Source organism: Streptomyces sp. GLSS-08, from assembly GCF_056387915.1.
Window position 1 is genome coordinate 189,318 of the sequence record NZ_JBWJAQ010000005.1, and the last position, 25,233, is coordinate 214,550.

Sequence of the window (25,233 nt, forward strand, 5' to 3'; positions counted from 1 at the left end):
CTCGCGGCCGCCGAGGGAAAAGGCCAGACCTCGGACGACAAGACTGAGGTCTCGTCCGGGGTCTGACACGCGCACCGGGCCGAGGGGTTGACACCCCGCCCGATGAGGAACGCTCTGTGCGGGGCGGCACCGAGGACGCGTCCTCGGTGCCGCCCCGCACGGCATGGTCCACGCGGACGTCACCGGCGCCGCACGGACACCGCGCGCGGGGCGGGGACGTCAGGGGCACGACGTACGAATCAGGCATGTGGGGGGCGGAATGAGTTTCTGGGAAGACCTGTGGCGCGGCCGGTCGGCGGACTTCGACTCGGGCAGCGCGTCCACCAACGCCATCGAACTGACCAAGCGGCACCGCCAGGTCTCGCTCACCCAGCAGGGCGCGGCCACCGGCAACCTGCGCGTCAACCTGTCCTGGCGGATGCGCACCTCCGACATCGGCGGGCCCGAGCGCGGCAGCCTGCTGCGCCACCCCTTCCAGGCGTTCAAGCCCGAAGTGGTCCAGGCGCACACGCAGAGCATGGTCAACGTCGACCTCGACCTGGGCTGCATGTACGAGCTCGCGGACGGCTCGAAGGGCGTGGTCCAGCCGCTGGGCGGCTTCTTCGGCGAACTGAACGCCCCGCCGTACGTGAAACTGAGCGGCGACGACCGCTTCGGCTCCGGATCCGGCGAGACGATCTTCGTCAACCTCGACCACCGCGACGACATCAAACGGCTGCTCGTCTTCGTCTACATCTACGACCAGACCCCCGCCTTCGACCGTACGCACGCCATCGTCACCCTCTACCCGAGCAACGGCCCCCGGATCGAGATCGGCCTCGACGAGCGCCACCCGCAGGCGCGGTCCTGCGCCGTCGTGATGATCGAGAACAACAAGGGCGAACTGACCGTGCGCCGCGAGGTCAGATTCGTGTACGGCTTCCAGGCCGAACTGGACCGCCTGTACGGCTGGGGCCTGCAGTGGGGCCGCGGCTACAAGTCGAAGGCCGGCCGGTGAGCAGCACGCGCCGCCGCGCCGGGTGCCGCCCCGCGGAAGGCGGCACCGGGCCCCGCGGCGCGCCGGTCAGCGGCCGATGAACTGCGGGCCCTGTGGCGGCAGCTCGAAGTCCGGGTCCGGTACCGGACCGACCGGCTGCGGATAGCCGTACGCGGGCGGCTCGACGGCCGCCGTCTGCGGATAGCCGTACGCCGACTCGTCCGCCGGCCGGGCGGCCGGCTGCGGATAGCCGTACGCGGGCTGCTGCGTGGGCGCCGGGGGATGACCGTAGGCGGACTGCGAGGCCTGCTGCGGCACCGGCGCGGGGTGCTCGGGCGGCAGCGGAACCGAGGTCTCGGGCGGACCGGCGGGCGCCGCCCACGTCTCCTCGGCGGAACTCGGCGGCGCCGCCCACGTCTCCTCGGACGCGGAGTCGGGCTCCGACTCGTCCACCGAGATGCCGAAGTCGGTCGCGAGGCCCTGCAGACCGTTCGAGTAGCCCTCGCCGAGCGCCCGGAACTTCCACCCCTCGCCGCGCCGGTAGAGCTCCCCGCAGATCAGCGCCGTCTCCGCGCCGGTCTCCGGTCTGATGTCGAAGTACGCCAGCGGCTCACCCTCGGCGACCGACGCGTCGTACAGCAGGATGCGCAGGTCGCGCACGCGGTCGAAGGTGACCCCGTCCGCCGAGGCGACCAGCAGGATCTGGCCGACCGCGGACTCGACACCCGCCAGATCCGTCTGGATCGTGTCCGTGAGTCCCTCGGCGACCCTCTTTTTGCCGAGCCGCCAGACCTTGGCCGACGGGTGCCGGGGCTGGTTGTAGAAGACGAAGTCCTCGTCGGATCGCACACGACCGTCGGGGCCGAGGAGCAGCGCCGAGGCATCGACGTCCGGAACGCCCTGCCCGGGCGCCCAGCGCAGCACGGCACGCACCGCTGTGGCGTCCAGCGGGACGTTCGACCCCTTCAGCATCGCGTGCGTCATGCGGTCATCCTGCCCTCTCGGGCCTGGTCACGACAACGCGGGGTACTCGGCTTCCGTACAGGAACAGCAGGCATCGGACACAGCTGGGTTACCAGAACTTCATGCTCGCTGGGAACTGCTGACATGGATATCTACGTACTATTACCGGCCACATCACGTCAGGCCGTCCAGCCGCCACGGGGGGAGACCCATGCGTCATTTCGGGCACATCGCCCCTGAGGAGCGCCAACGCCTCTTCCACCGGGAGCCGTGCGACTTCAGCGCGGAATCCCCGGCCCACGTCCTGGCCGCGGGCCTCGGCGCCACCCTCTACAGCCCGGCCACCCGGCCGCAGCTCGCCGACGACATCGTCAAGCAGTCCGGGCGCGGCGTGGTCTCCATGGTGCTGTGCCTGGAGGACTCGATCGACGACGCGGATGTCGCGTACGGCGAGGAGAACCTGGTCAGGCAGTTCACCGACCTCGCCGGACGGCCCGACGCGGCGCTCCCGCTGCTGTTCGTGCGGGTCCGCGCCCCCGAGCAGATCCCGGACCTCGTCCGGCGGCTCGGCCCCACCGTCCGGCTGCTGTCCGGATTCGTCCTGCCCAAGTTCACCGAGGAGCGCGGCACCCCCTACCTGGAGGCCCTCACCGCGGCCGAGGCGACGAGCGGACGGCGCCTGTTCGCCATGCCCGTCCTGGAGTCGCCCGAACTGCTCCACCTGGAGAGCCGCCGGGAGACCCTGGAAGGGATCTACCGCGCGGTCGACAAGTACCGCGAGAGAGTCCTCGCGCTGCGCCTCGGCGTCACCGACTTCTGCTCCGCGTACGGACTGCGCCGCCCGCCCGACATGACGGCCTACGACGTCCAGATCGTCGCCTCCGTCATCGCCGACGTGGTGAACGTCCTCGGCCGCTCCGACGGCACGGGATTCACCGTGACCGGACCCGTCTGGGAGTACTTCCGGCTCCAGGAGCGCATGTTCAAGCCACAGCTGCGCCGCAGCCCCTTCACCCCGGCGGCCGAGCACCTGCGCGCCACCCTGATCGAGCACGACATGGACGGCCTGCTGCGCGAGATCGCCCTCGACCGCGCCAACGGCCTCCTCGGAAAGACCTGCATCCATCCCTCGCACGTCCTGCCCGTGCACGCGCTGTCCGTCGTCAGTCACGAGGAGTACAGCGACGCCAAGGACATCCTGCGGCCCGACCGGTGCGGCGGCGGAGTGCTCCGCTCCGCGTACACGAACAAGATGAACGAGGTGAAGCCGCACCGCGCCTGGGCCGAACGCACCCTCCAGCGCGCCGAGGTCTTCGGCGTCGCCAACGAGGACATCGGCTTCGTGGAACTGCTCGCCGCCGGACTGTGCTCCTGAAGCAGCGAGGACCGACCGGCCGCCCGAAACCGCAGCCGCCCGGACCGGCCGGGCGGCCGGGCGGCCGGACCGACCGAACCAACAAGGAATCGATGAACAACGTGGAGTGGACGGGGACCTGGGTCGCGCGGCGGCTCGGGGTCGAACTCGTCGGTGACGAGAAGCTGCCCGGCCTGCTGGGACTCGCGCTGCGGCGCAACCCCAAGCGGGCGCACCTCCTCGTCTCCAACGTGCTCGGCAAACACGTCCCGCAGTCGCCCTCCCTCGTCCACGGGTACGGGTTCGCGCTCGGCAGGCGCGTCCGCGAACTGCTGGGCGACGAGGCGCCCACGGCCGTGGTCCTCGGCTACGCGGAGACCGCCACCGGCCTCGGCCACTGCGTCGCCGACGGCATCGGCGTGGCCCCCTACCTCCACTCCACCCGCCGCCCCGTCCCGGGCGTCGCACGGGCGGGCGGCTTCGAGGAGTCCCACTCCCACGCCACCTCCCACCTGCTCCTCCCCGAGGACCCGCGGCTGCTCGCCGGCCCCGGTCCGCTCGTCCTCGTCGACGACGAGTTCTCCACCGGCAACACCGTCCTGAACACCGTCCGCGCCCTGCACGAGCGCTACCCGCGCGAGCGGTACGTCGTCGTCGCCCTGGTCGACCTGCGCTCCGCCGCCGACCTCGGACGCCTGGAGGACTTCGGCCGCGAGATCGGCGCCCGCATCGACCTGGTCACCGCCGCCCGTGGCACGGTCGTCCTCCCGGACGGCGTCCTGGAGAAGGGGCAGGCGCTGGTCGCCGCCCACGAGCCGGCCGCCCCCGCCTTCCACACCCCCGAGCGCACCGGCGACGTCCGTCGCGTCGCCCTCGGCTGGCCGCAGGGCGTACCCGACGGCGGCCGCCACGGCTTCACCCCCGGGCACCGCACACGCCTGGAGGACGCGCTGCCCGCCATGGCCGCCCGGATAGCGGGCGCCCTGCCCGACGCGGCCCGGCGCGTCCTCGTCCTCGGCTTCGAGGAGCTGATGTACGCCCCGCTGCGGCTGGCGCGGGAACTGGAGCAGGCCACGGACGCCGAGGTGCGGTACTCCACCACCACCCGCTCACCCGTCCTCGCCGTCGACGACCCCGGCTACGCGATACGCACCCGCCTCGTCTTCCCCGCCCACGACCACCCCGACGACGGACCCGGCCCGCGCTACGCCTACAACGTCGCCGGTGCCGGATTCGACGCCGTCGTCGCCGTCGTCGACTCCGCCGCCGACACCCCCGAGCTGCACGCCCCCGACGGACTGCTGGCCCAGCTCGGCGCGCACACCCCCGCCGTCCTGCTCGCCGTCGTCCCCTCCCACGTCCCGTCGCCGGCGACCGCCTCCGGTGCCGCGCCGCACGCGGCCCCGCGGCACACCGCCCCCGAAAGGCCCCTCATGCTCCCCGCGCCCCTCCGCGGCCCCGCCTTCTCCTCGTACGCACCGGACGACGTCGGCTGGCTGCTCCAGGACCTCTCGGACGTCCGTCTGGAGGCCCCCACCGAGGAACGCGAGGAGGCGATCCAGAGCGGGGGCGCCCACTACGCGGAGTCACTGCCGGTGGAGTACCAGCCGAGCGAGCAGTACCAGGAGCTGTTCCACGCGGCCCTCGGCACCTCGGCCGCCCGCATCGCCCTGGCCGTCGGCGCCGTCACCGAACTGGTACTCGCCGAACGCTCACCCGGACCCGTCCTCGTCTCCCTCGCCCGCGCCGGGACACCCGTGGGCGTCCTCATGCGGCGCTGGGCCCAGCACCGCCACGGACTCGACCTCCCGCACTACGCCGTCTCCATCGTGCGCGGACGCGGCATCGACGCCAACGCCCTGCGCTGGCTGGCCGCCCACCACGACCCCGCCGACGTCGTGTTCGTCGACGGCTGGACCGGCAAGGGCGCCATCACCCGCGAACTCGCCCAGGCCGTCGAGGAGTTCGAGGCGTCCGACGGCATCACCGGATTCGACCCGGAGATTGCCGTGCTCGCCGACCCCGGCGCCTGCGTCCGCACCTACGGCACCCGCGAGGACTTCCTCATACCCTCCGCCTGCCTCAACTCGACGGTCTCCGGGCTGATCTCCCGCACCGTCCTGCGCGCCGACCTCGTCGGCGAACACGACTACCACGGCGCCAAGTTCTACCGCGAACTCGCCGCCGCCGACGTCTCCGCCGACTTCCTCGACGCCGTCGCCGCCCACTTCCCCGACGTCTGCGACGCGGTCGACGCACAGGCCAAGGACCTGCTCGCCGCCGACCGCGCACCGACCTGGGAGGGCTGGGCCGCCGTCGAGCGGATCAGCGAGGAGTACGGCATCCACGACGTGAACCTGGTCAAGCCCGGCGTCGGCGAGACCACCCGCGTCCTGTTGCGCCGCGTCCCCTGGAAGATCCTCGCCCGCGCGGGAGCCGGCGCCGACCTCGACCACGTACGCCTGCTCGCCGAACAGCGCGGCGTCCCCGTCGAAGAGGTCGCCGAACTCCCCTACACCTGCGTGGGGTTGATCCACCCCAAGTTCACCCGCGGGGCGACCGGCGCCGACGGCCGGGCGGTGACCGCCTGATGGCCCCGCCCCAGGTGCTCGTCGCCAGCGACCTCGACCGCACCCTCATCTACTCGACCGCAGCGCTCTCCCTCGCCGTGCCCGACGCCGAGGCCCCCCGGCTGCTCTGCGTCGAGATCTACGAGGGCAAGCCGCTGTCGTACATGACCGAGACCGCCGCCGCTCTCCTCACCGAACTCGGCACCACCGCCCTCTTCGTGCCCACCACGACCCGCACCCGCGAGCAGTACCGGCGCATCAGCCTCCCCGGCCCCGCCCCGCGGTACGCGATCTGCGCCAACGGCGGTCACCTGCTCGTCGACGGCGTCTCCGACCCCGACTGGCACGCCCGGGTCACCGAACGCCTGGCGAACGAATGCGCCTCCCTCGCCGAGGTGCGCGAGCACATGGCCGCCACGTCCGACCCGCTCTGGGTCCGCAAGCACCGCGTCGCCGAGGACCTCTTCGTCTACCTCGTCGTCGAGCGCGAACTGCTCCCCGAGGACTGGGTGAAGGAACTCGCCGTGTGGGCCGAGAACCGCGGCTGGACCGTCTCCCTGCAGGGCCGCAAGATCTACGCCGTTCCCAAGCCGCTCACCAAGAGCGCGGCCATGCGCGAGGTCGCCCGCCGCACCGGCGCCGCCCGTACACTGGCCGCCGGTGACTCGCTCCTCGACGCCGATCTGCTGCTCGCCGCCGACCGGGGCTGGCGTCCCGGCCACGGCGAACTCGCCGAGGCCGGCTGGACCGCCCCCGCGATCACCGCTCTTCCTGAGCTCGGTGTCGCCGCGGGGGAGCGGATCCTCCGGGAATTCCTCGCCGCCTGCGAGCACCCCCGGCCGGCCTGAACAGCCGCAGCCCCACGAAGACCGCGGGGATCATCCGCCGGGTTACACGGCCATCCGCCGGGTTACACGGCCTTCGTGCCGTGCCGCAGGAACCAGGCCTCGGTCCTCGTCGACGTCACAGGCCTTCACCAGCGGCAGCCGGGCCGCCCCGCGCGCGCCCGGCTGCCGCGGTCGCCGCTGCGATGGCTGCCATGCGGCCACGCCAGGAGGCGAGAGCTGAAGGGAAGCTGAGGTGGGGACACCCGCGGGCAGACACACGTAGATGAAGGCCCCCGGGCGAGGCACCCATGGGCGAAGCACCCGTGGGCGAACGTGGGCGAGGCACCCGTGGGCGAGGCACCCGTAAGGGAACACGCTCGTTGGTCCTGTGGGCCTACCCTCCTGGTGCGGCCCCCGCACGGTTCAGCCGCAGCAGCCCCCGCCGCAGCAGCCGCCACCGCCACCGCCCGCCTGGGGCGCCGGCGCGGAGGCCGAGGCGGAGCCGCCGACCGCGACGGTCGACAGGAGCTTCACCGTGTCGTCGTGACCGGAGGGGCAGGCCGCGGGGGCGGAGGACTCCGCCATCGGGCGGCTCAGTTCGAAGGTGTCGCCGCAGGTCCGGCAGCGGTACTCGTAGCGAGGCATGCGCACAGGTTAACCGGCACCGCCCCTCGCGGGGCCCCGGAGCTGAAGCCGGCCGGTCCCGAGCCCATGCGGGGCCGTGACTGCCCCGGGTCACGCGAGGCCGGAATTCACACCCGGGCCGGGAACTCAGGAGGGCCGGCCGGGACCGGAGTCCCCGGGACCGGAGTCCGAGTCGCCCCCGGACTGACCGCCGCGCCCCGGCGCGAGGTGCCCCCGTCGCCTCGTCCCCTCCGCCGCGAGAATCCCGCCCCGCACCCGTTCCTCGGTCTCCGCCTGTTCGGGATGGCGGGAGCGCCAGTACGGGTTGTCGTGCGGCAGAGCGGAACCGACTCTCCCGTACATGCCGAAGAACATCAGCATGACGCCCACCACGAAGCTGAACAGCACGTTCGGGATGCGGAAGGCGAGGAAGTTGCTGTCGGTGTCGAGCAGCGCCAGGTTCACGAAGCCGCTGAGGATGAACAGAACGCCGACGATCATGTTCACCGTCGAGGCGAAGTTCCCCCCGATCACCATGCCGACGAAGAGCAGCAGGCCGACGCAGATCGAGATGACACTCAGCGCGCCGTTGGTACTCAGGCCTGCCACCGTGTCCCCGCGGGTGTCGAAGAACCCGATCTTGTCGATCAGGCCCAGGATGCCGAAGGCGAGCAGGACGAGTCCCATCAGCCCGGCGCCGACCCGGTAGAACCTGCTGAGATGGTGGTCGACCGGAAGATGCTCGTCGAACCGGATGCGACGCCTCGACCCCGAATGAAGTGTTTGTGTGGCCATGTTCGCCTCCCTCGGCCGTCAGCGGAGGTGCACGTATCCCCAAGGATCCGCCCGCAGGACCGGTACCGGCAACATCAGGCCGCCCCGACCGCCGGGGAGCGGGCCGCGGACCCCAGTCACCGCAAGGAAAAGACCCGTTGCCCCGATCCCGGACCGAGGAGAGGACCCGTACCTCCGGCGGGGGCGCGCCGCAACTCCTCGCGCGTCCGGCGGCAGCACCCCACGACGCTCACGCCCCGCCTCCGCGCTCCTCACGGATCCGCCCGACCACCTCCGCCACCGTCCGCCGGACCACCTCCGTCTCCGTGAGGAAGTGCCAGTAGTCGGGGTGGCGGCTCTCCAGCGAGGCGACGGCACGGTCCAGGCGGGCCACCGAGTCGTCGAGCGGGCGGGCATGCCGGGGGTCGGGAGTGTTGCGGCCCGTCATGGCGAGACGCTGCGCGTCACGGATCGCGAAGCGGGTGCGGTCGATCTCGTGCTGCGGGTCCTTCGCGACGGCGTTGAGCCGCCGGAGCCGGTCACCGGCCGCGGAGACGGCCTCGTCGGTGTGGTTCAGCAGCGCCCGCACCGTGGACAGCAGCGAGGCCGCGTCCGGCCAGCGCTGGTCGTCACGCGCCGCCTGCGCCTCCTTCAGCTTCAGCTCCGCCTGCCGCAGGTTCTCCCCGGCCTGGTCCGGCACGTGCTGCAGGTCCTGCCAGCAGGCGGCCGTGAACCGGCGCCGCAGCTCGCTGAGGACCGGCTCGACCTGCCCGGACCGGGTGGTCAAAGCCTCCGCGCGGGTGCGCAGCGAGACGAGCCGGTGGTCGATCTCGGCGGCCCGCTCGGGCAGCCGCTGCGCCTCGGCCCGTACCGTTTCGGCCTCGCGTGCGACCCGCTCGGCGCGCTCCAGCGTCTCGGGTACGCCGTGCTGTCCCGCGCCCTGGTTGAGCCTCGTCAGCTCGGGGCCGAGGGCGGCGAGCCGGGCCGCGAGATCGTCGGCCCTCAGCTTCGAGCCGCGTACGGCGTCGAGGGCGTTCGAGGCGGCGAGCAGGGCCTGGCGGGCGCGCTCGACGGCCGGGGCGAGCCGGGCGAGCTGCGTCTCGGCCTTGCCGAGCAGCGGCTCGAGGCCCTGGCCGAAACGGTCCAGGTCCTGCTTGACCCGGCCCAGCTCGTCCTTGGCGGCGGTGAGTTCGGTGCGGGCCTGCGCGGCGGCCGACGCCTCCAGGTCGTCGTGGTCCAGGTCGTGGGCGTCGACGGCGTTGATGTACTGGTGGCTTGCTTCGTCGATGCGCCGGCCGAGCGCCTCGAAGTCGGAGACCGCGCGACGGGCCGCGGGGGAGTCGTCGACGGCCCGGATGGTCTCTATCGAGATCCGCAGATCGCGCTGGGCGGTGTCGAGCTCGTAGAAGGCGGCGGCCGCGGCGTCCTTCGCGGCCTGTGCCTCGGCCCGCTGGCTCTCCGAGCGGCCCCCGAACCAGCGCCGCGTGCCGCCACCGGCGAAAGCGGCCGGCAGGGCGAGCACGGCGAGCAGCGGCAGCGCGATCAGGGTCAGTGTGTCCCGGGCGGCGCGGGGGACACCGGCGCCGCACGCCGTTCCGGCGGCGCGGCCGGTCCGGGGGTTCACAGGGCGACGGCGTGTCTGCTCCGCACCTGGCACATACGGCGTGTACGGCTGCGAAGGTGTCGCCGTCACATCCCTCTCCCGTGCTGTCATCCGCTACCCGGTGTCATTCTCCCACCCGATAGGGACGAACACACGGGCTCATCAGTTCACGGTTCGTACCGTGACTTTCCCGTCGCCGGTGCGGGCGGACACGACGTGGGGGCTGTTGTCGTCGCGGGGCACGGACACGTCCCCGGCACCGTCGTCGCTCCCGGTCGTCACCCGGTACGTCTCGCGGGGCAGCCCGATCGTGATGGAACCGTCGTGGCTGCGGGACTCCACCAGCTGCGGTACGACGCCCAGTTCGAGCCGTACGGAGCCGTCCTCGGTGGTGGCACGCACGCGGCGCGAGCCGACGCCGAGGGCGGTGATCGAACCGTCGCCGCTGTGCAGGTCCAGCGGGCCGGCGGAGTCCGTCACGCGGACGGAACCGTCCGACGTACGGACGCTCAGCCGCTCCTCGAACCCCTTGGCCGTCACGCTCCCGTCGCCGCCCTCGACGGTGACGGCGATCCCGCGCGGCACCTCGATCCGGTGCCTGGCGGAGCAGTCGGCGACGACGCCCGAGCACTTCATCCGCAGGACGAGCCGGTCGTCCCGCATGGTCCAGGTGACCCGGGGGTCCCCGCCCATGACGACGCTCCCCTTGAACCACCGGGTGACCTCGACCTCGTCGGCCTCGTCGGAGTCCGCGACCACGAGTTCCAGCGCGGAGTCGTCCGAGTCGACGGTCAGGGTGCGGCCGTGCAGGGCGAACGAGCGGTGGTCGGGCTTTGCGTCGTCCGCGGCGTCGGCACCGCAGGCGGAGACCGCCGCGAGGAGTCCGACGACTGCGGCGGACGCCGCAGCCGTCCGGACGCGCCGCGTGCTGCCCGTACTCCGGGTACGCGCCGTGCGGGTCGGGCAGGTCAAGCGGGTCATGCGGATCTCCCCCTGAGGCGAACGTCGACGCGCCGGGCCCCTCGGGCACACGCTCCTCCGACGCCCTTCGACCGTACGGATCCAGGGCCCGCCAAAGGATCCGGGCCGCTCCCGGAAGAGGGGTGGGGATAACCCCCCGCCCACCCCGTACACGGGTTTGCAGGACAGGCCCTCGGGCAATGTAGGCTGTCGACTCGTCCTGGGCGCGTAGCTCAGCGGTAGAGCGCCGCCCTTACAAGGCGGATGTCGGCGGTTCGAAACCGTCCGCGCCCACCAGGTTCAGGACATGACTAAGGCCCAGGTCAGCGGGGGATTCCCCGGAGACCTGGGCCTTTGTCGTGGGTGGCGGTTCGAGGCCGCCGTGCCACTTCGCGGGATGCCGTGCTCCTGCAACGCATCCGCGTAGCGCGTCAGCAGGGTGTCGACGCCTGCCAGAAGAAGGCCGGCGGAGTCCTGAGCCTCGGCAAGGTCGCCACGCTCGCACCTCGGCCACCTCGCTGCGGGGCCCGCGGCCATCCGGCGCTTGCGTCCGCCGCCTAACATCGGCCCTCATGGCCACAGTGATCCTGACCGTAGGGCTGGCGTTCATCGGCTACCTGGCGACCTATCTCAACGGGTTGCGGCTGGCGCAGAGGCAGGCCCGGCTGGCGCGGGTCAACATGCAGTTGAGCGACTTCTACGGTCCGCTCTTCGCGCTGATGGAAGCCAACAGCCGTGCCTACGACGCCTTCGCGGAGACGTACGTCCGCCCCGACGGCCGCGATCCCTTCCACCACGACATGCCTCCCACCGAGCAGGAACTGGCCCGGTGGCGCACCTGGGCCACCACCGTCTTCATCCCCAACATCCGGGCCATGCGCGACGTGGTGGTCACCAAGGCCGATCTCCTCATCGAGGAAGAGATGCCCCCCGTCCTGCTCCAGCTCTGCGCGCATGTCGCCGGATACGAGATCACCGCCGCGCAGTGGGCCGCGGGCAGGTACGAGGAACATCTGTCGCTCATACCGTTCCCGGGCCGGGAGCTGAGGGAGTACACCCGCGACCGGTTCACCCGCCTCAAGAGCGAGCAGGCGATGCTGCTGGGGCGCCGCGGCCGGCACTGAAACCTGGCTGAGACCGCCGGCGCCCGGCTGGAGGGGCGCAGCCGGGCCGCGTCCGGCGGTCAGTCCCCGGTCCTCGCGGGGGTCTCGCGGGTGTGTTTCAGTCTGCTCCGGGCGTCGACTCTCTCCGCGGTCGCGACCTGGTCCCAGAAGCGGTGGCAGGTCACGAAGACGGCCAGTTCGCGTTCGCGTCGGCGGAGTTTCTCCACCTCGGCCTGGTCGTCGGCCGTCCAGCCCGGGGACGCGGGGCGCTCCACCTTGCGCCAGCCGCTGCCGTCGCTGAAGCCGTCCAGCGGCTCCACCGACCAGGGGAGCCGCTTGAACAGGGCCAGAAGCTCCGCCCGGACCTGATGCAGCTCCTCCTGACCGGCCAGGAGGTCACTCGGGAAGTCATGGGGAGTCGCTGCCACGCGGCAATGGTACGCCTGTTCGATTTAGTGATGCGAGTTCCTCCGGTGACTTCGAACACGGACGGGTGGGCGGCGGGGGCGGCGCGGGCCGAGTCCCGCCGCACCGGGCCGGCGCGATGCGCGCCCCGCCCTCCGCCGCACCGGGCCCGCGCGATGCGCGCCCGCCCCCCGCCGCTCCCGGGCCACCGCGGGCTCAGCCAGCCGCGTCCGCCAACTCCCGCACCAGTCGCGCCGCCACCGGCACGGACACCCCGTACCGTTCCGCCGCGCGCAGCAACGCGCCGCCGATCGCGTCGAGTTCCAGCGGGCGGCCCGCCTCCGCGTCCCGTTGCATGGAGGACCTGGTGCCGGGCGGGAACGCGTCGTAACGGGCGAGGGCCTGCGCCGGGTCCGCCGGGGCGCCGCTCGCACGGCTGACGGCCGCCGTCTCCTCGACCAGTGCCGTCAACTCCTCGCGGTGACCGGTGCGTACGTCGCCCAGCGGCAGCCCGTATCGGGTCGTCAGCAGGGCGAACGGCGCCAGGAACGACATCTTCGCCCACAGCGTCGCCGCCTCGTCGTCCCGGACCCGGACGGCCGGTCCCGCCGCCGCGAGGGCCCCGGCGAGCGCGTCGAGACGTTCGCGCGGCACCGTGTCCCCGGTCAGGTCGATCTCCGCGAAGGGGCTGCCGTGCTCGATCACCCCGGGGGCGACGCGGGTCGACTCCACCCGGATGACGGCGGGGGCCACCCGGGCGGCGCCGTAGCGGGCGCGCAGGACCGCGGGGTGTTCCACGCCGTTGAGGAACGGTACGACCAGGCCGTTCTCGCCGAGCGCGTGCGGCGGTACGCGGTCCAGGGCCTCGTCCAGGGCCGTGTGCTTGACGGCGATCAGGCACGCGTCGACCGGCTCGCGCAGCTCGGTGTCCGCCGCCACCCGCGCCGTGAAGTCGCCGAACGGGCCGCTGTGCACGCGGATGCCGCCGGTGCGCAGCGTCCGCGCGGTCTCGTCCCGGGCCAGGCAGATCACCCGGTGGCCGGCCCGTGCCATGAGCGCCGCGAGGAGTCCGCCCACGCCGCCCGGGCCCAGTACCGCGACCGTCAGCCGGTCCCCGGCCGGGGAAGCGTGGATTCCGGTGCTGGTGGGCAGGGGTGCGCTCCGGTCCGGGGCATGGTTGTCCGTCATATGGTCATTCCTCTCGTCGGTCGGCCCCGTGACGGTGGCCGCCTCGCCGTGGATGATCTCACCATGAGGGTGGACGGGGACAGAGGCCCGTCGTTCCCCGGCGGGGAAGGTCGCGTGCGCGCGACACTGGACCTATGTGCCGCAGCATCAAGACGCTCCGTCCGCCCGTACTCCCCGAGGAGGCGACCGAGGAGGACATCCGGGCCGCCGCCCTCCAGTACGTCCGCAAGGTGTCCGGCTTCCGGGCGCCGGCCGCGCACAATCGCGAGGTCTTCGACCGTGCCGTGGAGGCCGTCGCCGAGGCGACGGCCGAATTGCTGGAGGGGCTGGAGGTGCGGGGGCGGGCGGCGGCTCACTGAGCCGCCCCGGTTCCGGGGGCGCGTCCCGTAGCCGGGCTTCCGGCCGCCCGCCCGCGGTTTCGCCATGCCCGCTCCGGGTGCCGTGCCCCCGGCCTCGCTCCGCTGGGCGGGTGCGGCGAGCGGGGGCGGGGCCCCGGCCTGTCCCGGCGAGCAGGCGGGGCGGAGGGCGGGGGCGGGGGCGGTGGGACGCTGCTACCGCTGCACCGCCGGGCGGCGCACCAGGAACGCGGCCGCGGCGCCGGCGGCGCAGAGGGCCGCGAAGGAGACGCCCGTCGCCAGCCAGGTGGCGCCCAGCCACTGGCCGCCGAAGTAGCCGAGGGCCACGCTGTACGCGGCCCACGCGACGCCCGCGAGGATGGACCACGGCAGGAAGTCGCGGACCCGGCGGTGAGCGGCGCCCGCGCCGAGGGAGACGACCGAGCGGCCCGCGGGGGCGAAACGGGCGATCACGACCAGGCCGCCGCCGCCCCGGGCGAGCGCGGCGCCGAGACGTTCCTGCGCGCGGGTGAGCCGGCGGGAGCGGGCGATGGCGCGGTCGAGGCGTTCGCCACCGCGCCGGGCGAGGCGGAACGCCACCATGTCGCCCAGCACCGACGCGGTCGCCGCGCAGAGGGTGAGGGCCAGGATGTCGGGCACGTCGTGCGGGACCCGCGCGCCCGTCGCGGTGCCCGCCGCGGCCGCCGTGGCCGCGGCGATGACCAGGACGCCGCTGGGCAGGACCGGCAGGAAGACGTCCAGCAGCACGGACACGGCCACCACGGCGTAGATCCATGGGCTGCCGGTCAGCAGCCCCACACTCTCAAGCACGAACACTCCCCCTGGACTCCCCCGTGGGCACGACCACGCCGCGACGTCGGGAGGAGCGGCAGGGCGGCCTGTGACAGCCATTCAGCGTACGCGTGAGGTGTGACAGGAGAGCCACGGGGGGCGCATGTGTCGTCACGCCATGCGTCGGCTTCCGGGTTCTTCCCCTTGGCGCAGGGCAGGTGAAGACGGGCGCGGCCTGCGGGTACTGGGCCGGCGAGGGGGCACCGGTCGGCTCCCGCACAGACGACATCGTTTCCGCCAGCGGCCGCCACACCGGCGCCATGCACCCTGGAGCTGCTCCGGGGTGCATGGCGAGGACGGACACCGCCTGGCCGCAGTCCCGGGCCGTGATCCTCCGGGTGGTAGGTCTCGAACCGGCGCGGAGCCCGGTAGCGGTGGCCGGCCTCCTCCAGCACGGCGACCGCGTCGGCGACCTTCGCCTCGGTGGTGTCCGCGAACACGAACGCCACCGGCACCAAGCCCTCCCGGCCCGTCGGCGGGTAGACCCGGCGCCACCGGACCAGCCGGGCGAAGCGCCACACTTCCTCCGTGTTCCGTGGATGGTGCTACCTCTTGCGGGCCTTGCTGATCAAGAACGCCACTCCGACGATGGCGACCAGAGCGACAGCGATGATCCAGAAGGAGGGAGTGCCCTCCCCGGCGCCCTTGGCCAGGAGCTGACCGTGCGACATGTAGTTCTCCTGTCAGCTGGTTGTTGCTCAGCGGTGTCTGATTCAGGACGCTGGTTGCGGCCGTCTCCCCCGGTTCGCCCGCGCGCCGTATCCGAGTAGTTGCCCTCGTCCTGCCGCCGGCAAAGCGGTAGGGGCGACGGGTGCACTGGACCGGGCCAGGGTGCGCACGCCGCGGGGGCTGTAGGCGTACGAGTCGGCCATGTTGCCGTCCTCGTCCGCCGGTGCGACCGCGCTGGACGGCGGCGGGCGGAGCCCCGGAAAGAACAGGCTCCGCAAGCTGCACGGATCTCGGGTGCTACTTCTTCTTGCGAGCCTGGGCAACGCCGAAGGCGATGAACGCCAGGATGACGATCCCGACCAGCAGCCAGAGGGGGACGCCGCCAAGTCCCTTGTAGGCCAGCACAGTCGAAGCTGCGGTCGATTGCATGGTGTCTCCTTCGTTGCAAGCGGGACGAGGGCTCTGACCTAGCTCGTGGCGGCGTCGTCGTACGCCGCTTCCGTGGCCTGGCCGACTGCCATCCCGCCGACTGCGCAGGGGATGGCTCCTGCCCCGCCGGTCAGGTAGGTGCAGCCGGCAGCGAAGGCCTTGTCAGCGGCGACACTGATCACCGTTCCAGCCGCCTTGTAATTCCCGGTGACCAGCTGTCCGACGAATTGGCCGGCAGCGATCGCGTCCCCTCCCTGGCCGACAGCGTCGAGCACGCTCCCGAGGCTGAGGGTGCCGTTCGGGTCGATACGGTTGACCGGGTCGCCTTCGGCGTACAGGTAGGGGTTCTGTTCCTGGCCGGAGGGGTCGGGCTGGGTGAAGCGGCCGGAGTTGGCGTCGTAGTAGCGGGCCTGGCCTCACTTTTTCACGCAGGGCGGTCATCTGCGGCAGGAGGCTCGACATCTCACACCTCGGCATTGAAAGCGGCGCAGGCCTTGAGGTTGTAGAGGCCAGCGGAATAGTGGTAGTTGCCGACATCGGTAGGTCGGGGCGACCATCTTTGTTGCCTACAGCCGATTTCCCTGCTCACGTCGCATATAGCTGTCGCGCCAACTCCCCGACCGAGCACTTCCGATGCCCCAGTCGTAGGGACGGCAGGGAATACAGGGGTGAACTGGCAGACGGATCCGGTGGCCCAGCACGGGCTGGGCCACCGGATCCGTCTGTCCGAGGAGTGCTACTTGCGCTTGGCGCGCATGGCCAGAACTATCCCCCCGAGGGCCACTATCGCGAGAACAATGAAGAGCCAGATCGGCATGGAACTGCCGGACCCCCGAAAAGCCAAACTGGTCATTTCCTGGAACATTGTGTCACTACCTTCCGTCACGAAGTTGCACCTTCATATAGCCTGTCGACTCCCTCGCTGACCAGCATCCCGCCGAATGCGCAGGGAACGGTTCCGACGGCGCCGGTCGCGGCGGTACAGCCTGCGGTGAAAGCCTTGTCCGCAGCAGTGCTGAGCACTGTCCCGAACGCACCCGTGAAAAGTCGCCGTTTCCCAATTGACTTCCGAGCTTGCCGACGGTCAGGACGTCACCGGCGAAACCGACTGCCTTGCGGCGATGCTCTGAAGCGTCCGAAACCTGCCGCAGATGTGCCGCGGCCGCTGGAGCCGGCCCCTACGGCGCGCAGCTCGTGTCGGCGGGTGCCGCGGGCCGGCGGACGCCGGCGTCCGCCCGGGGGTGGGGACGGACGCCGGCGCGCGAGGGGTCAGGCCGTGACCGGTGCCTGGCCCGCGGTGTCCTTGTCGGCCGCCGGGGAGGTGCGGCCCGCGAGGAGCCGGTCGAGGCCGAGAGCGCCCGAGCCGGTGAAGACGAGCAGGAACAGGGACCAGCAGAACAGTGCGGAGAGTTCGCCGCCGTTCTGGATGGGCCACAGGGCCGCCGACTGGTGCACGTCGAAGTACGCGTACGCCATCGAGCCCGACGAGACGAAGGCGGCGGCGCGGGTGCCGAGGCCGAGCAGTACCAGGGTGCCGCCCACGAGCTGGATCACGGCCGCGTACCAGCCCGGCCAGGTCCCGGCGGGGACGGAACCGCCGCCCACGGCGCCGCCGAGGACGCCGAAGAGCGAGGCGGCGCCGTGGCAGGCGAAGAGCAGGCCGACGACGATGCGGAACAGGCCGATGGCATAGGGCTGGGCGCTGTCGAGGCGTTCGGTCATGTGGGGGGACTCCTTCGGTCGGGGCCGGTCCGCGGACGGACCGGTCTCGGGGACGGAACCGAGTGAGCCAAAGGTTAGGCGTACCTAATCTATACTTGCAAGTTCAACATCCAGCCTCGGTTTCGGCTCCGTTTCCGGTTCCGTCTCGGGGGCCGTCGCACGTAGCGCCGCCCGCGCCACCGCGTCGGCGTCCGACAGCGTGACCGAATCCACCCCTGGCCTGGCCCCGGCCGCCGTCACCCAGTGCACACCTTCCGTCGGCACGCCGAAGGCGAACCGGCGCGCGTGCGCCCGCCCCTGACGATCCATCAGCCGATACGGGCGCGGGGTCACGTCCAGCCCGCCGGTCTCGTAGCCGTCGACGGTGTGCGGGCGGCAGCAGCCCGACGTCAGCAACCCGGCGAGGAGTTCGTCGGCGGTCCGCCGCACATCCGGTTCCGGCAGCCGCGCCTCGACGAGCGTGGTGGCCCGGACGGCCGAGCCGGGCACCTCGGGGGAGTGGGCGACCCACCTGCCGCCCTCGGTCCGCACCTCCATCCGCGGGCCGACCACGTCCAGCACGCCCGCCTCGATCAGCGCGGCCATCTCCTCGATGCGCCGCCGGGGCGGGCCGATGGAGAGGAAGGCGTTGAGCGGGGTGTACCAGCGGTCCAGATGGTCCCGGCGTGAGGTGCCCGACAGGCCGCCGTGGTCCACGATCAGCCGCAGCTCGTTGCGCAGGTCGCGCAGTACGTCGAGGGCGGCCTTCAGCGGGCCGTCGACATTGCCGAGGGCGGCCTGTCCGGCGTCCGCGCGCAGATGCGGGAGCAGCCAGCCGCGCCAGGCGTCCGGTCCCGTGAAGGACCGCGGGCCGTACGGGCGGGACAGCCGGTCCCAGGACCAGCGGTCGGCGTGCGGGACGCCGAACTCGTCGAGCAGCGCCGCCTCCTGGGGGCTGCGGTGCGCGCCGGCCAGGAAGCGGGCCCGGAAGGCGGCCCGCGCGGGTGTTCCCCGGCGCCGCAACAGCCCGTCGTAGTAGACCGTTTCGACCTCCTTGGCGACCAGCGGCCATATCTCGGTGAGGAAGTCCGGCGCCTCCCCGGAGTCCGCGCGCTTGCGGAAGCGGGAGATCACCTCCTCCGTGAGTACCAGCGGGGTGTGGCGGCCGTACGGGCCCTTCGCGTTGTCGCCGCGGGCATGGTGGGGGATCCCCCGGCGGGAACCGGCGTACAGCCGGGGCTCGTCGCCCGAGGGTCGGTAGCGCAGGCCCCCGTCCGTGCGGACGAATTGGCCGCCGCGGCCGGTCGTCAGCAGGGCCATGTGGTCGAAGAAGTTGAGGCCGAGCCCGCGCAGCAGCACCGGTTCGCCGGGGGCGATCGGGGCGAGGTCGACGTCGGCGGGGTTGGCGGGCGGGACGTGGCGCAGCCCGTGCCGGCGGGCGTACGCGGTCAGGTGCCGGTGCCCGGGGTCCGCTAGCACCGGCAGATGGCCCTGGGCGAGGACCACCGCGGACAGGTCCCGCAGGGTCCGGCCGGTGGAGAGCGTGACCGTCTGCCGGCCGTCGGGGCCGTCGTCGAGGCGGACGGCGCGGGCGCTGTGCGTCTCGACGCGCACGCAGGGCGGCGCGGCGCGGACCGTCTCGGCGAAGACCCACGCGAGATAGCGGCCGTACTGGGCCCGCGTCGGGTAGTCGTCGGGGCCGGGCGCCGCCTCGGTGTCGGAGCCGGCGGCCCAGGCGTGCAGGCTGGGGCCGGGGCGTACCGGGCCCGCGCACTCGACGCTCTCGTCGGTGAAGAGGGTCACCTGCGAGGCGACTGTGTTCATCAGCAGCTCCGGCGGCTGCGTGGTCCGCCAGACCCGGCCGGGCCCCGGCGGCGACGGGTCGACGACATGGACGGTCAGGCACGCGCCCGGTGGGAGCAGTTCGGGTGCGGAGGCGCACAGACGCTCCAGGACGCTGGTGCCGCGGGGACCCGCGCCAATCAGGGCGACGGAGGCGTGCGCGGCTTCCGCGGGTGCTGCAGACAAGGGGGTGACTCCCGGGCGTATGGGGCGCAAGGGCAGCAGACCGTCCGCCAGAAGCGGACGGTCTGCCTCATCATGCCGTCGTACGGGGCGCGAGCCGAGCCCGGAGCGGATGATCGGCGCCGGGTGTGGGATGCGTCACGGGCATCCGGGACAACGCACCGGGCAACCGGGCGCAATGGGCTCATTGCGGGGTGAGGCGGGACTCCTCCACCGTCGTCAGCCGGGCGTCGGCGCCCTCGACCGCGCGGGCCTGTTCGAGGCGCAGCCGGGCTTCGCGTCCGTGCAGGGTCAGGGTCATGAGCTGGTTGCCGAACCAGGGTCCGCCCGTCCTGCGCCAGTCCACCGCGGGCCGGCCGAGACGTCCGTGCCGGGAGAGCAGGCGCCCTATCGCGCGTCCCGTCCGGCTCCAGCCGAAGCGGAAACCGAGCCGCATGGACGTGGGGATGGAGTTGTGGACGGGCGAGCAGGTCAGCTGGAGGACCCGGGCGTCCGGGGTGGCGTCGGCGGGCCACAGGGGCTCGGCCACATAGGCGTGGTGCACGTCACCGGAGAGCACGAGCACCGTGGCCGGGGCCTGTTCGCCGCTTCCCGCCTCGGCGATCAGCCGGCGCAGCGCCTCGAAGGACTCGGGGAACGCCGCCCAGTGCTCCAGATCGGCCTTCCTGCGCACCTGTTCCCCGATGCGCGCCCAGCGGGCCCCGCGCTCGCCCCGGCACACGCCCGCGTTCCACGTCTCGGCGTCGTGGATGAGGTGGGGGAGCAGCCAGGGCAGCGAGGTGCCGATGAGGAGGTGGTCGTAGGCGTCGCGGCGGTCCAGCACCTGCTCCCGCAGCCACCGCTCCTCGCCCTCGTCCAGCATCGAGCGGTTGTCCTCGTCCAGGACGCGGGCCGCCCGCGAGTCCAGCATCACCACGCGGACGCGGCCGAAGTCGCGGCGGTAGCTCCAGCGGAACGAGGCCGGGTCGGCGTCGGACCGGGCGGCGTGCTCCCGCAGGACGTCCGTGCCGTCGGAGGTCGCGCGGACGGCGGCGTAGAGCGGGTCGGCCTCCAGCTCGGCCGGTGACAGGTTGCCGAGGTGCTGGTGGACCCAGTACGACATCAGGCCGCCCAGGATGCGCTCGCGCCACCACGACGTGGCACGGATGTCGGCGAGCCAGGACGCGCTCGTGTTCCAGTCGTCGATGACGTCGTGGTCGTCGAAGATCATGCAGGTGGGGACCGTGGACAGCAGCCAGCGGATCTCGGGGTCCCGCCACGATTCGTGGTACAGCCGGGTGTACTCCTCGTAGTCCGCGACCTGCTCGCCCGGGGGCTGGTCCAGGTCGCGGCGGGAGGCGATCCAGCGGCGGGTGGACTCGGAGGTCTCGTCCGCGTACACCTGGTCGCCGAGCAGGAGGAGCACGTCGGGGCGCTCCGCCTCCGGGGAGGAGAACAGGCGCGCGGCGAGCGTGTCCAGGGCGTCGGGGCCGACGGGGTCCTTCTCGTCCCCGGGCGGCGCCGCCCAGCGGCAGGAGCCGAAGGTGACCCGCACGCTGTCCCCGCTGTCCCGGTCCAGGGTGCGGATGGCCGGGGGCGGGAAGCCCGAGTCGGGCAGCGGCCAGACGGGTGTGTCGTCCAGCAGCAGTTCGTACGTCGATTCGGTGCCCGGCTCCAGGGCGGTGAGGACCACCAGCGCGTAGTGGTGGCCGGCGACTTGGAACGTGCGGGCCTCGCCCTCGGCACCCTTGGCGCACCGCACCCTTGCGGTACACGGACCACTCGTCTCGACCCATACGGTCGCGGACGAGTCGTCGACAAACCTGAGCAGGGGGCCCAGGAGCAGCTCCGACACGGCGATCACCTTCCTCCGTCGTCCCGTACGGTACGGAACGACGGAGACTGGCGACAGGGTTCCCGGGAAGTGTCGGGCCCTCAGCAGCCGCTGAGCACCGAGGACAGCTTGTTCTTCTCCGCGCTGTCGACCGAGAGGTCGTAGTAGTACTTCACCTGGACCCAGGCGCGCACGTAGGTGCAGGCGTAGCTGGTCCGCGAGGGCATCCAGGTGGCGGGGTCCTGGTCGCCCTTGGCCTGGTTGACGTTGTCGGTGACGGCGATGAGCTGGGGACGCGTCAGGTCGTTGGCGAAGGCCTGGCGCTGCGCGGTGGTCCAGCCGTCGGCGCCGGAGTCCCATGCCTCGGCCAGCGGCACCAGGTGGTCGATGTCCAGGTCGGAGGCGGCGGTCCAGGTCGCGCCGTCGTAGACCGAGTACCAGCTGCCGCTGGTGGCGGCGCAGGCGGAGTCGGTGACGACGTTCGTGCCGTCGCGCTTGAGGACCGTCTCACGGGTGTTGCACGCCCCGCTGACCGTGATCCAGTGCGGGAAGAGGTCGCGGTTGTATCCGGTGCGGTCCTCGGTCGCCACGCTGAGCGAGGCGAGGTAGCTGCGGGCGGTGGCGGCGCTGACCGGGGTGGGCAGAGCGGCGGAGGCCGTCGGGCTGTTGAAAATCCCGGCCATGGCTATCAGACCGGTGACGGCTGCGAGTATGCTCAGCCGTCGACGCGCGTAGACCTTTGGCATGCGAACTCCCTTGCAGAGCAGGACCGTTGGGGCGAGCGAGCACATGCTTGCGGCGGCTTGTTTCCGGGAGATGTGCGTCGGGTGAGAAGCTAATGACGGGTACATGACAAAGCAAGGGTCATGACGGGACCAAAGACCCTGGGGGGCGTCCGCGGGCGTCGCGTAGGATGGACGGCGCAGAAGGGGAGTAGCTCTTCGCCGGACCGTCGACATACTGCTCAGCTCGTCTGAGCCGGCGCCCGGAGGCAGACCTCGTGCGCGGGGCCGGCCAGCGAGACCTTCGGCAAGCAGTGCACCGCCCGCGCGTCCCCGTGCGGGTGCCCGTGTGTGCTGCCGTGCCGAGGTGTCCAAGCGCAGCGCAGCACTCTCGGCGGGGCGGCCCCGACCGATTGAGGAACATTGATCAGCTTCAGCGTGACGGCGCTCGTCTTCGGCGTCGTCTTCCTTGCCGAGCTGCCGGACAAGACCGCGCTCGCCGGACTCGTGCTCGGCACGCGCTACCGCGCCTCGTACGTCTTCGCCGGCGTCGCCGCCGCCTTCGCCGTCCACGTGGCGCTCGCCGTCGCGGCGGGCAGCGTGCTGACCCTGCTGCCGCAGCAGATCGTGCACGCCCTCACGGGTGTGCTCTTCCTCGCCGGTGCCGCGGTGCTGCTGATGAAGAAGGACGAGGACGAGGAGGAGGTCCGCGACCCCGCGAACCAGAGCTTCTGGAAGGTCTCGGGCGCGGGGTTCATGCTCATCCTGGTCGCCGAGTTCGGCGACCTCACCCAGATCATGACGGCCAACCTCGCCGCCCGGTACGACGATCCGCTCTCCGTCGGTCTGGGCGCGGTCCTCGCGCTGTGGGCGGTCGCCGGGCTCGGCATCGTCGGCGGCAGGGCCCTGATGAAGCGGGTGCCGCTCGCGCTCATCACCAAGGTCGCGGCGCTGCTGATGCTGGCCCTCGGCCTGTGGAGCCTGTACGAGGCGGTGACCGGATGAGCCCGCCACCGCGGGGGATCACCTCCTTTCGGCGTCCCGGCCCGGGCCCTCGCGCAGGTGCAGGCGAAGCCCCTGGTCAGGCGTGGTGGCGCCAGGGGGCCTTTGTTTTGTATCGTGAAGGAACAAAGTGGCTCCCGCCCGTTTCTCCCTGACCGGCGGGCGGGGCCGCCTTGTCCCCGGGGGCCCCGCGCGGCTCCCCCTCACGCTTCTTGGAGCATGCCGATGACGGCCACCACCGTTCTGACCGCCCGCGCCCTCCTGCTCGACATGGACGGAACGCTCGTCAACTCCGACACCGTGGTCGAGCGCTGCTGGCGGCGCTGGGCCGACCGGCACGGGCTCGACGGGGACGAGGTCATGAAGGTCGTCCACGGCCGTCAGGGCTACGCCTCCATGGCGGTCCTGCTGCCGCACCGGCCCATGGAGCAGAACCACGCGGACAACGCCCGCATGCTCGCCGAGGAGACCGCCGACATGGACGGTGTCGTCGAGGTGCCCGGAGCCGCGGTGTTCCTCGCCTCCCTCGCCGGGCTTCCGCACGCGCTCGTGACCTCGGCCGACGTCGGCCTGTCCACCGCGCGGATGGCCGCCGCCGGGCTCGGGCTGCCCCACCTGCGCATCACCGCCGAATCGGTCGGCGCGAGCAAGCCGGATCCCGAGGGCTTCCTCAAGGGTGCCGCCGAACTGGGCGTCGCGCCCGAGGACTGCGTCGTCTTCGAGGACTCCGGCGCGGGGATCGCCGCCGGCAGGGCCGCCGGGATGCGGGTCGTCGGGGTCGGCCCCCGCGCCGCGGCCCACGGCCCCGACGCACTGGTCGACGACCTCACACAGGTGCGGGTCGAGGCGGGCGCGGACGGGTCGGTCCGGCTGCACATCGGCTGAGGGGTTCCCGGGGCCGCCGCTTGCGTGAGGCCGGGGTTCCGGTCGCTGGTCCCCGGGCGTCGGTCGCCGCTGTGACCTCCGTGGCTGTCCCGGACGCGTGTGGCTGTCGCAGACGCGTGGGGCGGGTGTTCACCGTCGCCCTGTGCGGGCTCGCCCCGCCCGCGGTGTGCCGTGGCGTCCGGCCCCCGTGCGGGCGGTCGTCCGTCGGGCGCGTGCGAAGGAGCCCGGGGAGAACCCGCGGCCGGTCAGGGCTGGGGGGTTTCCGACTCCAGGCGGGCGCGGGTGGCCGTGCCGTAGACGCCCAGTTCGTCGGAGCTGATCCCGCGGGTCCACTGGTAGTGGCGCACGGCGTCCTCGACCTGGCGGCTGAAGGTGCCGTCGATGCCCCCGTTGTAGATGGCCAACTGCCGCAGCCGCAACTGGAGTTCGGTGACCTCGGAGCCCTGGTCGCCGCGGCGCAGTACGGTGGCGCGGTGTTCGTCCGGAGCCTCGGACGGGGGCCGTACCGAGCCCGTGGCGCGGGCGGTCGTCGGTGTCCCCTTCGGGCTCTTCGACGGGGACGGCGTCGCCGACGGGCTCGACGACTTCGAGGGCGAGGGGCCGGCGCTCTCCGACGCCGTGGGGTCCGGGGAGGCCGGCGCGGACGACCTGCTCCGGCTCGGGGACGCGGAGGCCGGGGCCGACCGCTCCTGCGGCACACTCGCCCGTACCGCTTCCGGCGCCGCGCCGTCCCGCTCGGGTGTGTCGTAGGACAGGACTCCGCTCGCCAGCCCGGCGACGGCCACGACGGCCACCGCCGCGCCGGCCACCATCAGGAGCACCGTGCGGCGGCGGCGCCGGGGCGGCTCGTCGCCCGGCGGAGGAGTACCGGGCGGCGGGGTGCCGGGCCCGGGATCCGCCTCCTGGAAGAGCCGGACGTCCTCAGGAGCAGGAGCAGGAGCAGGAGCAAATGGAGCAGGAGCAAATGGAGCAGGAGCAGGTGCAGGGGCGGGTACGGGCGTCGCCGCCGTGAGCGGCATCGTGCGCTCGGCCGGCCGCTCCGGCGGCAGGGGCACGGGGCGCGTGGCGGACTCCCGCGTCCACGCGTCCGGCGGCTTCGGCCCGGCGGGGCCCGTGCGCGCGGAGTCGGAGTCCTCACCGGCGCCGGGGGAGGCCGTGCCGAGCTCCACGTAGGGACGGATGCGCAGCGGGTCGAAGTCCTCCGCCGCCGCGGCCTCGGCCGTACGGGCGTCACGCGCGGCGTCCGACGCCCGCCGGGTGCAGGCGCAGGACGGAGTACCGTCCGGCTCCCGGCGCGTGCCGCACTCCGGGCAGACGTGTCCCTCGGATCCGCTCACGTGTGGCCCCTCCCCCTCACGACCTCCAGAGACTATCCAGGCCGCCTCAGATCCCCCCGGCACCCCGGGATTCCCGGCCCCGGGGGAGGACTCAACAGGCCATAACCGGTCACACC

General features: G+C 72.5%; 25 protein-coding genes and 1 tRNA gene. 9 read left to right on the forward strand and 17 right to left on the reverse strand.

The features are described from left to right. The first annotated feature begins 259 nt into the window (after nucleotides 1-259). Nucleotides 260-997 (forward strand): TerD family protein, encoded by a 738-nt coding sequence (locus tag AC0ZLC_RS11125; RefSeq protein WP_476751744.1) that lies wholly within the window; start codon nucleotides 260-262, stop codon nucleotides 995-997. Nucleotides 998-1,063: 66 nt separating this feature from the next. Here the strand turns inward: AC0ZLC_RS11125 and AC0ZLC_RS11130 are convergent, their stop codons facing one another. Then, a complete protein-coding gene (locus AC0ZLC_RS11130) occupies nucleotides 1,064-1,960 on the reverse strand; it encodes a TerD family protein (protein WP_476751745.1) in 897 nt (298 codons plus the stop codon). A gap of 190 nt (nucleotides 1,961-2,150) precedes the next feature. Between AC0ZLC_RS11130 and AC0ZLC_RS11135 the strand changes: the two genes are divergently transcribed. From AC0ZLC_RS11135 to AC0ZLC_RS11145, 3 genes are all read left to right on the forward strand, one after another. Beyond that, on the forward strand, nucleotides 2,151-3,314 hold the full coding sequence (locus AC0ZLC_RS11135) for an HpcH/HpaI aldolase/citrate lyase family protein (protein WP_476751746.1): 1,164 nt from the start codon (nucleotides 2,151-2,153) through the stop codon (nucleotides 3,312-3,314). Nucleotides 3,315-3,406: 92 nt separating this feature from the next. Beyond that, nucleotides 3,407-5,884, forward strand: coding sequence for a phosphoribosyltransferase (locus tag AC0ZLC_RS11140; protein ID WP_476751747.1), 2,478 nt, complete (start codon nucleotides 3,407-3,409; stop codon nucleotides 5,882-5,884). Further along, nucleotides 5,884-6,711, forward strand: coding sequence for an HAD family hydrolase (locus AC0ZLC_RS11145; protein WP_476751748.1), 828 nt, complete (start codon nucleotides 5,884-5,886; stop codon nucleotides 6,709-6,711). Before AC0ZLC_RS11140 ends, AC0ZLC_RS11145 begins: the two co-directional genes overlap by 1 nt. A 402-nt stretch (nucleotides 6,712-7,113) precedes the next feature. Here the strand turns inward: AC0ZLC_RS11145 and AC0ZLC_RS11150 are convergent, their stop codons facing one another. From AC0ZLC_RS11150 to AC0ZLC_RS11165, 4 genes are all read right to left on the reverse strand, one after another. Then, entirely contained in the window at nucleotides 7,114-7,335 is a 222-nt protein-coding gene (locus AC0ZLC_RS11150) for an FmdB family zinc ribbon protein (protein ID WP_358854342.1), read from the reverse strand. 126 nt (nucleotides 7,336-7,461) lie between these two features. Then, nucleotides 7,462-8,109 carry a DUF4383 domain-containing protein gene (locus tag AC0ZLC_RS11155; protein ID WP_476751749.1) on the reverse strand — a complete coding sequence of 216 codons (648 nt, stop codon included), beginning with the start codon at nucleotides 8,107-8,109 and terminating at the stop codon, nucleotides 7,462-7,464. A 229-nt stretch (nucleotides 8,110-8,338) separates the two neighbouring features. After that, on the reverse strand, nucleotides 8,339-9,781 hold the full coding sequence (locus tag AC0ZLC_RS11160; RefSeq protein WP_476751750.1) for a hypothetical protein: 1,443 nt from the start codon (nucleotides 9,779-9,781) through the stop codon (nucleotides 8,339-8,341). A gap of 72 nt (nucleotides 9,782-9,853) precedes the next feature. After that, nucleotides 9,854-10,672, reverse strand: coding sequence for a DUF4097 family beta strand repeat-containing protein (locus tag AC0ZLC_RS11165; RefSeq protein ID WP_476751751.1), 819 nt, complete (start codon nucleotides 10,670-10,672; stop codon nucleotides 9,854-9,856). A 201-nt stretch (nucleotides 10,673-10,873) separates the two neighbouring features. Here AC0ZLC_RS11165 and AC0ZLC_RS11170 point away from each other — a divergent pair. Then, nucleotides 10,874-10,948 (forward strand) — tRNA-Val (locus AC0ZLC_RS11170). 3 nt (nucleotides 10,949-10,951) lie between these two features. On the opposite strand, the gene AC0ZLC_RS11175 is transcribed toward AC0ZLC_RS11170, so the two are convergent. Next, a complete protein-coding gene (locus AC0ZLC_RS11175; RefSeq protein ID WP_476751752.1) occupies nucleotides 10,952-11,215 on the reverse strand; it encodes a DUF6959 family protein in 264 nt (87 codons plus the stop codon). Between the two features lie 8 nt (nucleotides 11,216-11,223). Between AC0ZLC_RS11175 and AC0ZLC_RS11180 the strand changes: the two genes are divergently transcribed. Then, nucleotides 11,224-11,775 carry a hypothetical protein gene (locus tag AC0ZLC_RS11180; protein ID WP_476751753.1) on the forward strand — a complete coding sequence of 184 codons (552 nt, stop codon included), beginning with the start codon at nucleotides 11,224-11,226 and terminating at the stop codon, nucleotides 11,773-11,775. 59 nt (nucleotides 11,776-11,834) lie between these two features. Here the strand turns inward: AC0ZLC_RS11180 and AC0ZLC_RS11185 are convergent, their stop codons facing one another. Next, entirely contained in the window at nucleotides 11,835-12,182 is a 348-nt protein-coding gene (locus tag AC0ZLC_RS11185) for a hypothetical protein (protein ID WP_476751754.1), read from the reverse strand. A gap of 193 nt (nucleotides 12,183-12,375) precedes the next feature. Continuing rightward, nucleotides 12,376-13,212 carry a ketopantoate reductase family protein gene (locus tag AC0ZLC_RS11190; protein WP_476751925.1) on the reverse strand — a complete coding sequence of 279 codons (837 nt, stop codon included), beginning with the start codon at nucleotides 13,210-13,212 and terminating at the stop codon, nucleotides 12,376-12,378. A 269-nt stretch (nucleotides 13,213-13,481) separates the two neighbouring features. Here AC0ZLC_RS11190 and AC0ZLC_RS11195 point away from each other — a divergent pair, with 269 nt between their 5' ends. Next, entirely contained in the window at nucleotides 13,482-13,706 is a 225-nt protein-coding gene (locus AC0ZLC_RS11195; RefSeq protein WP_476751755.1) for a DUF2277 domain-containing protein, read from the forward strand. Between the two features lie 192 nt (nucleotides 13,707-13,898). Here AC0ZLC_RS11195 and AC0ZLC_RS11200 read toward each other — a convergent pair whose 3' ends face one another. The 8 genes from AC0ZLC_RS11200 to AC0ZLC_RS11235 all read right to left on the reverse strand — a co-directional run bounded on the left by AC0ZLC_RS11200 (nucleotide 13,899) and on the right by AC0ZLC_RS11235 (nucleotide 21,917). Beyond that, on the reverse strand, nucleotides 13,899-14,513 hold the full coding sequence (locus AC0ZLC_RS11200; protein ID WP_476751756.1) for a DedA family protein: 615 nt from the start codon (nucleotides 14,511-14,513) through the stop codon (nucleotides 13,899-13,901). A gap of 566 nt (nucleotides 14,514-15,079) precedes the next feature. Beyond that, on the reverse strand, nucleotides 15,080-15,205 hold the full coding sequence (locus AC0ZLC_RS11205; protein ID WP_476751757.1) for a hypothetical protein: 126 nt from the start codon (nucleotides 15,203-15,205) through the stop codon (nucleotides 15,080-15,082). A 295-nt stretch (nucleotides 15,206-15,500) separates the two neighbouring features. Continuing rightward, nucleotides 15,501-15,632, reverse strand: a complete 132-nt coding sequence (locus AC0ZLC_RS11210) for a hypothetical protein (RefSeq protein ID WP_476751758.1) — start codon at nucleotides 15,630-15,632, stop codon at nucleotides 15,501-15,503. 38 nt (nucleotides 15,633-15,670) lie between these two features. After that, nucleotides 15,671-15,907: a hypothetical protein gene (locus AC0ZLC_RS11215; RefSeq protein ID WP_476751759.1), complete on the reverse strand. Its 237-nt coding sequence runs from the start codon at nucleotides 15,905-15,907 to the stop codon at nucleotides 15,671-15,673. Between the two features lie 994 nt (nucleotides 15,908-16,901). After that, entirely contained in the window at nucleotides 16,902-17,354 is a 453-nt protein-coding gene (locus AC0ZLC_RS11220) for a DoxX family protein (RefSeq protein ID WP_476751760.1), read from the reverse strand. 84 nt (nucleotides 17,355-17,438) lie between these two features. After that, nucleotides 17,439-19,361, reverse strand: coding sequence for an FAD/NAD(P)-binding protein (locus AC0ZLC_RS11225; protein ID WP_476751761.1), 1,923 nt, complete (start codon nucleotides 19,359-19,361; stop codon nucleotides 17,439-17,441). Between the two features lie 181 nt (nucleotides 19,362-19,542). Then, on the reverse strand, nucleotides 19,543-21,192 hold the full coding sequence (locus AC0ZLC_RS11230) for an alkaline phosphatase D family protein (RefSeq protein WP_476751762.1): 1,650 nt from the start codon (nucleotides 21,190-21,192) through the stop codon (nucleotides 19,543-19,545). A gap of 80 nt (nucleotides 21,193-21,272) precedes the next feature. Then, nucleotides 21,273-21,917 (reverse strand): HNH endonuclease family protein, encoded by a 645-nt coding sequence (locus AC0ZLC_RS11235; RefSeq protein ID WP_476751763.1) that lies wholly within the window; start codon nucleotides 21,915-21,917, stop codon nucleotides 21,273-21,275. Nucleotides 21,918-22,316: 399 nt separating this feature from the next. Here AC0ZLC_RS11235 and AC0ZLC_RS11240 point away from each other — a divergent pair, with 399 nt between their 5' ends. Further along, the gene (locus AC0ZLC_RS11240; protein ID WP_476751764.1) at nucleotides 22,317-22,898 is read left to right on the forward strand and encodes a TMEM165/GDT1 family protein; all 582 of its coding nucleotides are present in this window, start codon (nucleotides 22,317-22,319) and stop codon (nucleotides 22,896-22,898) included. Nucleotides 22,899-23,114: 216 nt separating this feature from the next. Beyond that, nucleotides 23,115-23,780 carry an HAD-IA family hydrolase gene (locus AC0ZLC_RS11245; protein WP_476751765.1) on the forward strand — a complete coding sequence of 222 codons (666 nt, stop codon included), beginning with the start codon at nucleotides 23,115-23,117 and terminating at the stop codon, nucleotides 23,778-23,780. Between the two features lie 245 nt (nucleotides 23,781-24,025). Here AC0ZLC_RS11245 and AC0ZLC_RS11250 read toward each other — a convergent pair whose 3' ends face one another. Continuing rightward, nucleotides 24,026-25,117: a peptidoglycan-binding domain-containing protein gene (locus AC0ZLC_RS11250; RefSeq protein WP_476751766.1), complete on the reverse strand. Its 1,092-nt coding sequence runs from the start codon at nucleotides 25,115-25,117 to the stop codon at nucleotides 24,026-24,028. Nucleotides 25,118-25,233 lie beyond the last annotated feature (116 nt).

Coding starts and splice junctions, on each gene's coding strand:
- AC0ZLC_RS11125 (WP_476751744.1), top strand. CDS start 260: ATGAGTTTCTGGGAAGACCTGTGGCGCGGCCGGTCGGCGGACTTCGAC.
- AC0ZLC_RS11130 (WP_476751745.1), bottom strand. CDS start 1,960: ATGACGCACGCGATGCTGAAGGGGTCGAACGTCCCGCTGGACGCCACA.
- AC0ZLC_RS11135 (WP_476751746.1), top strand. CDS start 2,151: ATGCGTCATTTCGGGCACATCGCCCCTGAGGAGCGCCAACGCCTCTTC.
- AC0ZLC_RS11140 (WP_476751747.1), top strand. CDS start 3,407: ATGAACAACGTGGAGTGGACGGGGACCTGGGTCGCGCGGCGGCTCGGG.
- AC0ZLC_RS11145 (WP_476751748.1), top strand. CDS start 5,884: ATGGCCCCGCCCCAGGTGCTCGTCGCCAGCGACCTCGACCGCACCCTC.
- AC0ZLC_RS11150 (WP_358854342.1), bottom strand. CDS start 7,335: ATGCCTCGCTACGAGTACCGCTGCCGGACCTGCGGCGACACCTTCGAA.
- AC0ZLC_RS11155 (WP_476751749.1), bottom strand. CDS start 8,109: ATGGCCACACAAACACTTCATTCGGGGTCGAGGCGTCGCATCCGGTTC.
- AC0ZLC_RS11165 (WP_476751751.1), bottom strand. CDS start 10,672: ATGACCCGCTTGACCTGCCCGACCCGCACGGCGCGTACCCGGAGTACG.
- AC0ZLC_RS11175 (WP_476751752.1), bottom strand. CDS start 11,215: ATGTTAGGCGGCGGACGCAAGCGCCGGATGGCCGCGGGCCCCGCAGCG.
- AC0ZLC_RS11180 (WP_476751753.1), top strand. CDS start 11,224: ATGGCCACAGTGATCCTGACCGTAGGGCTGGCGTTCATCGGCTACCTG.
- AC0ZLC_RS11190 (WP_476751925.1), bottom strand. CDS start 13,212: ATGGCACGGGCCGGCCACCGGGTGATCTGCCTGGCCCGGGACGAGACC.
- AC0ZLC_RS11195 (WP_476751755.1), top strand. CDS start 13,482: ATGTGCCGCAGCATCAAGACGCTCCGTCCGCCCGTACTCCCCGAGGAG.
- AC0ZLC_RS11205 (WP_476751757.1), bottom strand. CDS start 15,205: ATGTCGCACGGTCAGCTCCTGGCCAAGGGCGCCGGGGAGGGCACTCCC.
- AC0ZLC_RS11210 (WP_476751758.1), bottom strand. CDS start 15,632: ATGCAATCGACCGCAGCTTCGACTGTGCTGGCCTACAAGGGACTTGGC.
- AC0ZLC_RS11220 (WP_476751760.1), bottom strand. CDS start 17,354: ATGACCGAACGCCTCGACAGCGCCCAGCCCTATGCCATCGGCCTGTTC.
- AC0ZLC_RS11235 (WP_476751763.1), bottom strand. CDS start 21,917: ATGCCAAAGGTCTACGCGCGTCGACGGCTGAGCATACTCGCAGCCGTC.
- AC0ZLC_RS11245 (WP_476751765.1), top strand. CDS start 23,115: ATGCCGATGACGGCCACCACCGTTCTGACCGCCCGCGCCCTCCTGCTC.